The following is a 9228-nucleotide window of genomic DNA, read 5'->3' as shown; positions in this document are numbered from 1 at the left end:
CGGCGAACGCTTTGGCGACCGGCCGTTGTTTGCCAGCGGCGATACCGTCGAATATGTCTCCGGCAAAAGCTTTGCTGATGCCCCGCTGTTCAGCGTGTTTTGGCCGCCGCTGCCTGGTGTTTCGATTTATCGCATCATTGCCGACGCTGACAGCAGTGATTTTAGCAATATCATTCGCGATACCACCACCGCCGCCAACATTTTCAAGGGTGATCTGGAAAAACGCAAAGAGCCGTTCGGATTCAACATTGCGTATACACCGGTTTACAACCCCATGCGCGGCCAAATCTCATGGCTTTATTTTTATTTCTATGGCTGGCATACGATGCGCTTGCTCGCGATGGATGAGGCGTATGCGATTTACATGCAGGGGCAATTTGACGACAATCCCATCCGTGAAATGCCCAAGAGCAACATTGCCGGCGGCTATGGCATTTTTGCCTCGTATTCGGAAGTGACGTTGCGCGTCTATGTCGCCAAAGGCCCGAAATCAGAACCTTGAAAATCAAACCCAGCGAGTACTGCATCGATGCCCGAGCTTCCCGAAGTCGAAACCGTTCGCCGCGGCCTGCAGCGTGCGATTATCGGCAAAAAAATAACGGCGGTTAAAGTCCGTGAGACACGCCTGCGAGTCCCGGTCAACACGCGACGATTGCAACGCTGGCTCGCCGGACAAAGAGTCGCTGCCGTTGACCGATGCGCAAAATACGTTCTCTGCCGCATGCAGAACGACGCGCATCTCGTCATTCACCTGGGCATGAGTGGGCGCTTGTTGTGGTGCAGCCAAACGCTCGCGCTTGACAAGCACGATCATATTCGATTTTTATTGCCGGCAGGTGACGAGTTGCGCTTTCGCGATCCGCGCCGATTCGGCCTGGTCGATGCGATTGCCCCCGGAAAGCTGGCGGCATATGTTCATTTCCAGCATCTCGGGATCGAACCGTTTTCTGCGCAATTTGCCGCCGAACCTCTTTTGCAACAGGCGCACGGCTCAGCGCGGCCGATTAAAAATTATCTGATGGATGCGAGCAAAATCGTGGGCGTCGGCAATATCTATGCAAACGAAGCATTGTTTCGTGCAAACATTCATCCGCAAAAAGCCGCAGGCAAATTGAAGCTCGACGATTGGCGTCGTCTGGCAGCCACGGTGCACGAAACGCTGGAACTCGCAATTGCCAACGGCGGCACGACGCTAAACGATTTTTACAACAGCGACGGTGAAATGGGATATTTTCAGCAGCATCTTAAAGTGTATGGCCGCGAAGGCGAGGCCTGCGAGGTGTGTGGCGCAATCATCAAGCGCATCGTGCAGGTGGGACGCAGCAGTTATTTTTGTCCGAATTGCCAAAAACGCCGTTAGTACAACTCTCACTCCTGCCCGTTTTGGGGCGGGCAGGAGCAGGAGCACCCAAAGAACTCATGCGCTCAGCGCCCCTCCGCAAACCTTCCAAATTTCCGAATCCATTTCTTCTTCGTGTTTGCAATACTGCACCAGCAGCGAAGTAATTTTGCTGCGATTGCTCGTCGCCGGGTCGAAGCGCAGTGCTTTACGATAAACTTCATTGGCTCGGTCGTCACGGCGATTTAATGCCAGGTAAATATTGGCCAAAGTTGCACAAAGTTTGGCGTCATGCGGGCGGCGCTTCAGGCGGCGCTCCGCGATTCTGGCGGCATGCTCGAAGTGACCCTTCCACATGAGGATATGCATGAGTAAGGCTCCGGAATACGCGGCCCCGGTGTAAAGAATGACGCTGATTATAATGACCAGCACATAACGATTGATAAAGAAATCAACCGGAAATTGCGGGTTGAGGGGGTAGAATTTTTGAGACGGGAGTTGCATGAGGGCAGAGCTGCGCTGCGCCGGCGCTTGTTGAGGTGCAGCCGATGCAACGGCCTGTTGTCTGCGTGTAGTGTAGACAATACCGTTTACCGGTTCGAGTTGTTGTGAAGAGGTTGCGTGGCTCTTTGTTTCGATATTGTTGAGTTGTTGCTTCAAATTCTGTGTTAGATTCGGCGGCGCTTCATGCGCGTTCGCGCTGACGTTGCTGGTGAGCGTCGCTGCACCGCCGGCATAAAATGGTTCGAACGCCTCGGTTGAATTTTTCGGAATGCGTTGTGCCTGAGGCTGGGTGTGTTGCACAACCGCATCATGTTTCGCATCATTGGCCGCCGTCAAAAGCCCCGGTTTTTTTTCGACTTCAGTTTTGTCAGGCGCTTCTGTCAATGTCTTGTTTGGGGAGTGATCCTCTTCGGATTCTAGTGTTTTCACCGTGGGCGTTTGTGATAAAACCATAGTGGTTGCCGTCATGCCCAGCGCGAGCGCCAACAACCATGTTGTCTTGCAGAAAATCCTTTTCACGATTTCATCCTTTCATAACGTGTTTTACTGCATCGTTTGATCCTTTTATGCGACAGCAGAAAAAGTGCCAGGTTATGGCGCCGCGAAAACGCAATGATTCTCATGCCTGTGGCCGCACCAATACCGATTTGCCAGTCAGGAATGTAATCATCATACGATTTTGCGAATCACTGCGCGCGTTTGCGGCTGCGATTTGTGTTTCCCAGATTGCCTTGCGGGCGCAGCGGCGAAGGCCTGCTGCCTTGACTCTCAGAGCCGCGATGCTTATATTGCGGCTCGAATTAAAATGACTCTCAGGCAAACGAATCATCAAAATGTGTGAAGGGAATCATACACTCCCGCCGTTAGAAAAAGTCATCCGATAAACTGCCGAAACGTTCAAGTCGCCGGCCGTTATCTGCCTGCGCAAAAAAAATCTCCGGGAACATGGAATAATTTGGCAAAAGTATAGTATGGCTAACAGTCGTATGACATGCAGTCATGCGCGAGCGGGAGGAGTTTTGGGCGCGCCAGACGCTCTCCCCGCGCCGTGAATCTCACATCATCATTCTCAGGATTTGCCGTTATGAAATCAAAAATTTTTTTGGCCGTTCTAACTTTATTTGCGAGTTCGACCATCGTGAATGCTCAAAAATCAGAAGTGCGCGTCACAGTCTACAACGACAATCTCGCGCTGGTGCATGAGATGCGCGAGATTGATTTGCCGAAACCGACCGGCATTTGTTCGTTTCGAGATGTCGCCGCCCAAATCGACCCGACCTCTGTGCATTTCAAATCATTGTCGCATGCGGCTGAGGTGCGTGTGCTCGAACAGAATTTCGAGTATGATTTGGTAAGCGCGGACAAAATTTTGCAGCGCTATCTGGATCAAAAAGTTCAATTGACCACCAAACAAGGCAACACGATTTCCGGCACGCTGCTCAATTCGTTCGGCAATGTCGTTTTGCAGTCGGAGGACGGCGCCATCAAAATTCTCAGCAGCAGCGAGATTGTGGCGACGGATTTGCCCAAGCTGCCCGAAGGCCTGATTACGCGGCCGACATTGGTTTGGCTGGTGGCAAATAACGGCCCGGTGAAGCAAAAGGTCGAGGTTTCGTATCTGACCGGCGGCATGAATTGGCATGCGGAATATGTCGGCGTGTTGGACGAAAAAGATGCGAATCTCAATCTTGCCGGTTGGGTGTCGATTGACAATCAATGCGGCGCGACGTTTCCGGAGGCGCAGTTGTTGCTGGTCGCCGGCTCAATTCATCGCGCGCAACCACAACGTCCGACGCCGAAAATGATGCGCACGATGGAGATGGCGGCTGGCCGCAGCGATTTTGAAGAAAAGGAATTTTTTGAATATCATTTGTACACGCTTTCACGCCCGTCAACGCTCAAAGATCGCCAGGTCAAGCAAATTGAGTTGATTCCCGCCAGCCAAACGCCGGTGAAGAAAGAATATGCTTATGACGGCTCGCGCGACGCCAAGAAAGTCAAGGTCACGTTGCGCTTCAAGAACAGCAAGGAAAACGGCTTGGGCATGGCCTTGCCGGCCGGGAAAATTCGTTTGTACAAACCGGAAGGCGAAGCCCAAATTTTGGTCGGCGAGGATTTTATCGATCACACCCCGCGCGATGAAGAGTTGCGCTTGAATGTCGGCGATGCCTTTGACATCGTGGGCGAACGTACCGTGCTCAGCACGCGCAAAGCCGGCGATCGCGCCGAGGAAATCGATGTGAAAGTTGAAATCCGGAATCACAAGAGTGAGGCCGTTACTGTGAATGTGCTGGAACACTTTTACGGCGACTGGACGATTCGCCGCGAAACCGCCGAACACGCCAAGAAAGATGCCACGACCGCAGAGTGGCGTTTGAGCGTTCCCGCGCGCGGCAAAGCCGAGGTGACATACACATGTTTTCGCACCTGGTAAGAACAATTAGGCGAAGTCAGGCTGGACGCAACCAATTCAAAAAAACTAAACGTAATAGCTTCCAAGCCTGACTCACTTCTGCTTCAGCTTTATCGTTGACGATTTGAAGTTCTCATGGCTTTAAAAACGATTTCCGCAAAGGCTGACAAGAATCCCGCCCTCACACCGGTGCGCCATCTGCGTGGCTTGGGTGAGACGCGCGGCAAAGAATTGGAAAAGATCGGCGTCAAAACGATTGCCGATCTTTTGTTTTATTTGCCGCGGCGCTATCTCGACCGTTCCACCATTCTCAAATGCCACGATTTGCGCGACGGCATTGAAGCGACCGTGGTTGGCAAAGTCATGTCCGGTCAAATCATCTATGGCGGCCGGCGCCAGCGCTATGAGCTGACGCTCGCCGACGGCACCGGTTTTATGAAATGCGTGTGGTTCAATCGCGCCAATCTCTGGCCGAAGATCTTCAGCCGCGGTGAAAACGTTGCGTTTCACGGCAAGGTTACTTTTTTCGACGGCTACGGCATGATTCACCCGGATTTTGACAAACTGGGTGAAGAAGGCGAAGCGCGTTTTCTGCACACCGGAAAGATAATCCCGCTGTATCGTTCATCGGAAGCGCTCGGCAAAGTTGGCCTGGATAGTCGCGGCTTCCGCCGCATCCTGCGCATGGCAGTTGATGACTATGCGGCTGCGCTGAAAGAACCGCTGCCGGAAAGCGTGCGCCGCCGTCATCGCTTGATCGCGCTCACCGAGGCAATTGCGCAAATTCATTTTCCGGAAAGTGAAGAGGCGCTGATCGCGGGACGCAGCCGTTTGAAATTCGATGAATTGTTTTTTCTCGAACTTTTTCTCGCCTGCCGCAAGGCGGCGCTGGCAGCGGAGCAGAAGGGCATTGTCTTCTCTGAGGTCGGCGAGCGCACATGGGAACTGGTCGAGAGGCTGCCATTCAAGCTCACCGAGGCGCAGCGCCGGGTGTTGCGCGAAATTCGCGCCGATATGAAATCACCGCATCCGATGCATCGTTTGCTGCAGGGCGATGTCGGTTCCGGCAAAACCGTGGTGGCGTTGATCGCCATGTTAATGGCGGTGGAGAACGGTTATCAAGCGGCGCTGATGGCGCCCACGGAAATTCTCGCGGAGCAGCATTATCTTACCAGCCATCAGTTTTTGGAGCAGCTCGGCATTAAAGTCGTGTTGCTCATTGGCGGGCAAAGGAAAAGCGAACGCGAGGAGAAACTGGCGGAGATCGCCAGCGGCAATGCGCACATTGTGATCGGCACGCATGCCGTCATTCAATCCGGTGTGCAATTTCAACGGCTCGGTTTTGTGGTGGTGGATGAGCAGCATCGCTTCGGCGTGATGCAGCGCGCCGCGCTGCGCGAGAAAGGCGAACAGCCCGACGTTCTCGTGATGACGGCCACGCCGATTCCGCGCTCGCTGTCCATGACGCTCTACGGCGATCTTGATGTCTCAATTATCGATCAACTGCCGGCTGGCCGGCAGCCGGTTCGCACGGCCTGGCGTTCGTCGACGAAGCGCAAAGAGATTTATGAATTCGTGAAACGCGAGACGCTCAAGGGTGCGCAAGCCTATCTCGTTTTTCCGCTAGTGGAGGAAACGGAAAAAAGCGATCTCGCCGCGGCGACGCAAAGCTTTGAAGAATTGCGCCAGGGCCTGTTTCGCGAGTTGCAGCCCGCGCTGTTGCACGGTCGCATGAAAACTGCGGAAAAGGAGGCGACGATGGCCGCCTTCAAAGCCGGAATCCACAAAGTTCTTGTCGCCACCACCGTGATCGAGGTCGGCGTTGATGTGCCGAATGCGACCGTGATGGTGATCGAGCACGCTGAACGCTTTGGGTTGAGTCAATTGCACCAATTGCGCGGCCGCGTTGGCCGAGGGCAGAAGCAATCGTACTGCATTCTCATTGCGGATGAGCCGGTGAGCCTCGAAACCCGCAAACGCCTGCAAACGATGGTCGACACCACTGACGGCTTTCGCATTGCTGAAGTGGACTTGGAGTTGCGCGGGCCGGGCGAGTTTTTCGGCACGCGCCAGCACGGCCTGCCGGAGTTGAAAATCGCCGATATTCTCACCGACAGCCGTATTTTAATCGCGGCGCGCGATGAAGCCTTTGCCCTGGCGAAACATGATCCGCGTTTGCAGCAGCCGGAACATGCCGCGATTCGCGAACATCTGCTGCAGCATTATCGTGAGCATCTGGAATCTGTCCGCATCGGCTAAAATCAAGCATTGACATTTAAGCTGTCAACGGATAGATTAACGGATTCTTGGAATTTTCGGATATTTTGGCGCTGGATCATATTAACCTATCGATAAATCCATCAATCAGGAGATTCTTTTCAATGTCTCATCGCAAACTAAACGCCGGGATGGCCGTTTTCGTTTTTGCCGTCTCGTTTATCGTTTATACGATGACAGTTGCACCCACAACCTCGTTTTGGGATTGCGGCGAATTCATCGCTTGTTCGTATATTCTCGGCGTGCCGCACCCGCCGGGCGCGCCGCTCTACGTTCTCCTTGGGCGCCTGTTCTCGATGATCCCGCTTGGCGTTGATGCCAGTCTCGATCCGGCGCAGATTCCCGGCGTTTGGACGGAGAATATTGCCTTGCGCGTGAATATGATTTCGCCGATCTTCAGCGCCTTCACGGCGATGCTGACCTACCTCATCATCGTGCGCTTGATTCTGCTCTTTTGGAAGAAAGAGCCGGATTCTCTCACCGAAAAAATCACTCTCTACGCCTCCGGCATTGTGGGCGCGCTCGGCTTTGCCTTCTCCGACAGCCAGTGGTTCAACTCGGTCGAGGCGGAAGTTTATGCCGGTTCAATGTTCTTTACCGCGATCGTCGTCTGGCTCATTTTAAAGTGGATGGATCAAGCCGAATCCGCGAAGTCCGATCGCTACATTCTGCTGATCTTCTACCTCGTGGGCTTGGCGATTGGCGTGCACTTGCTCAACTTGCTGGCGTTGCCAACCATCGCGATGATCATCTTTGCGCGGCGCTATCGCAGCGATAAAAAAGATTTGTTCGGCGAAATGATGAAGATGATGGCGGTGGCCGGCCTCGGCGGCCTGACGCTTTATTTCGGCGTGAATACCGGCGTGGTGCAAGGTTTACCCGCGCTCATGCACGCCGGCGGCTATCTCGCCGTGTTCTTGCTCTTGATCGCGATTTTGGTGGCGGCGAGCATGGCCATTGCCAACAAACAGCGTATTTTTGCGCTCACCATGATGTCTGCTCTGCTGATTATCATCGGCTATTCGACGTATACCGCGATTTATCTCCGGTCCAAACTCGATCCCGCAATTGACGAAAATAATCCCGAAACCGCCGAGGGCTTGATCAAATATCTCGGCCGCGAGCAATATGGCGATGTGCCCATCACGCCGCGCCGAGCCCCGTTGTGGGAATATCAAATCAAAAAGATGTTTATTCGATATTTCAATTGGCAATTCATCGGCAAGGGTGAGACGCTCGATCAACACGGGCGTATTGTCGAAGTTTTTTCGATGCGCGGCTTGTGGGGCATACCGTTTTTTCTGGGATTGATTGGCATGTTCTATCATTTTTTTAAGGACTGGCGACGCGCGCTGCCGATTTTTACCCTCTTCATCATGACCGGACTGGCAATTATCATTTATCTCAATCAAGACGATCCGCAGCCGCGTGAGCGCGATTATGCCTACACCGGCGCGTTCTTTGCGTTTGCCCTGTGGATCGGCATCGGCGTGACCGCGCTTATCGAGGGGGCGCGCGAATTTTTGTTCAGCAAAAAGGCCGTGGACCAAACCAGCAAGCCGGCGGCCTCCTTCGAAAAACAACACGGCGGCCTGGCCGTCGGTGTTGCCGGTTTGATGCTCGTGCTGGTGCCGGGCAACATGCTGTTTTCGATATTGCCGGGCGTCGATTGGCTCTCGAATTTCCGCGAGCACAACCGCAAGGGCGATTATGTTGCTTTCGACTATTCCTATAACATCCTGCAATCGTGCGAGAAGGACGCAATTATTTTTACCAACGGCGATAACGACACCTTCCCGCTCTGGTTTTTGCAATACGTCCACAACATTCGCCCGGATATTCGCGTGGTCAATCTCAGCCTGCTCAACACGGATTGGTATATCAAACAACTCCGTGATGACGCGCCGAAGGTGGCGATTCGCATGTCGGACGCAAGCATTGAGGCAATTCGGCCCATCGAATGGAAAGCTAAAACCGTTGCGATTCCGGTGCCGAAAGAGATTTACGCGCGGGAATACCAGCAAGCGCGCAAGCTCGATTCCACCATCAACTTTGAAGAAAATCCGGCAGTGCGCATCGAAGTGAAGCCAACCTATGAAGGCGTTGCGATTCGCGTGCAGGATTTGATGATTTTGAAAATTCTCGAAGACAATCAATTCCGCCGGCCGGTTTATTTTGCGGTGACGGTTTCGCCCGAGAATAAAATTGGCCTGGACCCCTACATGCGCATGACTGGGCAAAGAGATGAGCATGACAACGACATCTCCAGCAAGAAGGAGACGACAGGGCGACATCATTCACGCTGGTTGACCATGTTGTACCCGCGTTTGTTTTTGGCCCGACAATTGCTTCGTCGAGATGGTGTCCTGTTTGTTAGCATCGATGATAAAGAATTGCATAATCTGCTGCACCTCTGCGATGAGATTTTTGGTGAGGAAAACAGGATTGGCATTATCTGTTGGAAAAACGTAACAGACAACAACCCTACGTTGATCACGCCTGACAACGAATTCATTGTTTGTTATGCATACTCAAAGGAGAATCTGCCGAAAGAATGGAAGAGCCAGTTTTCAGTCGCGAAAGATTTGCTACAGAGCGAATATGAACGGCTTCGCGATGAGGGATTGCCAATTCGGAAGATTCGGATCCGTATTCGAGAGTTCATCTCTGACAATCAAGAGAGCGTAGGCTCTTT

The 9228-nt window shown here is 53.0% G+C and carries 4 protein-coding genes and 1 pseudogene; 4 read left to right on the top strand and 1 reads right to left on the bottom strand.

What is annotated here, in order from left to right; translation table 11 throughout:
- The first annotated feature begins 529 nt into the window (after positions 1–529).
- Positions 530–1360: pseudogene (gene mutM, locus FBQ85_21170) on the top strand (bifunctional DNA-formamidopyrimidine glycosylase/DNA-(apurinic or apyrimidinic site) lyase).
- Positions 1361–1417: 57 nt separating this feature from the next.
- Here the strand turns inward: mutM and FBQ85_21165 are convergent.
- Complete coding sequence (locus FBQ85_21165; GenBank protein MDL1877649.1) at positions 1418–2362, bottom strand: hypothetical protein; 945 nt, start codon at positions 2360–2362, stop codon at positions 1418–1420.
- Positions 2363–2834: 472 nt separating this feature from the next.
- Here FBQ85_21165 and FBQ85_21160 point away from each other — a divergent pair, with 472 nt between their 5' ends.
- From FBQ85_21160 to FBQ85_21150, 3 genes are all read left to right on the top strand, one after another.
- A complete protein-coding gene (locus tag FBQ85_21160) occupies positions 2835–4277 on the top strand; it encodes a DUF4139 domain-containing protein (protein ID MDL1877648.1) in 1443 nt (480 codons plus the stop codon).
- 114 nt (positions 4278–4391) lie between these two features.
- The gene (gene recG / locus FBQ85_21155; GenBank protein ID MDL1877647.1) at positions 4392–6515 is read left to right on the top strand and encodes an ATP-dependent DNA helicase RecG; all 2124 of its coding nucleotides are present in this window, start codon (positions 4392–4394) and stop codon (positions 6513–6515) included.
- A 122-nt stretch (positions 6516–6637) separates the two neighbouring features.
- Positions 6638–9228 (top strand): DUF2723 domain-containing protein (locus FBQ85_21150; GenBank protein MDL1877646.1); only part of this gene is annotated, 2591 nt, incomplete at its 3' end.

Source organism: Cytophagia bacterium CHB2 (assembly GCA_030263535.1).
GTDB lineage: Bacteria > Zhuqueibacterota > Zhuqueibacteria > Zhuqueibacterales > Zhuqueibacteraceae > Coneutiohabitans.
This window is presented reverse-complemented; position numbering and strand designations above follow the sequence as displayed.

What these genes read in the sequence shown, in the direction of transcription:
- recG (MDL1877647.1), top strand. Translation starts at nt 4,392, where the DNA reads ATGGCTTTAAAAACGATTTCCGCAAAGGCTGACAAGAATCCCGCCCTC.
- FBQ85_21160 (MDL1877648.1), top strand. Translation starts at nt 2,835, where the DNA reads ATGCAGTCATGCGCGAGCGGGAGGAGTTTTGGGCGCGCCAGACGCTCT.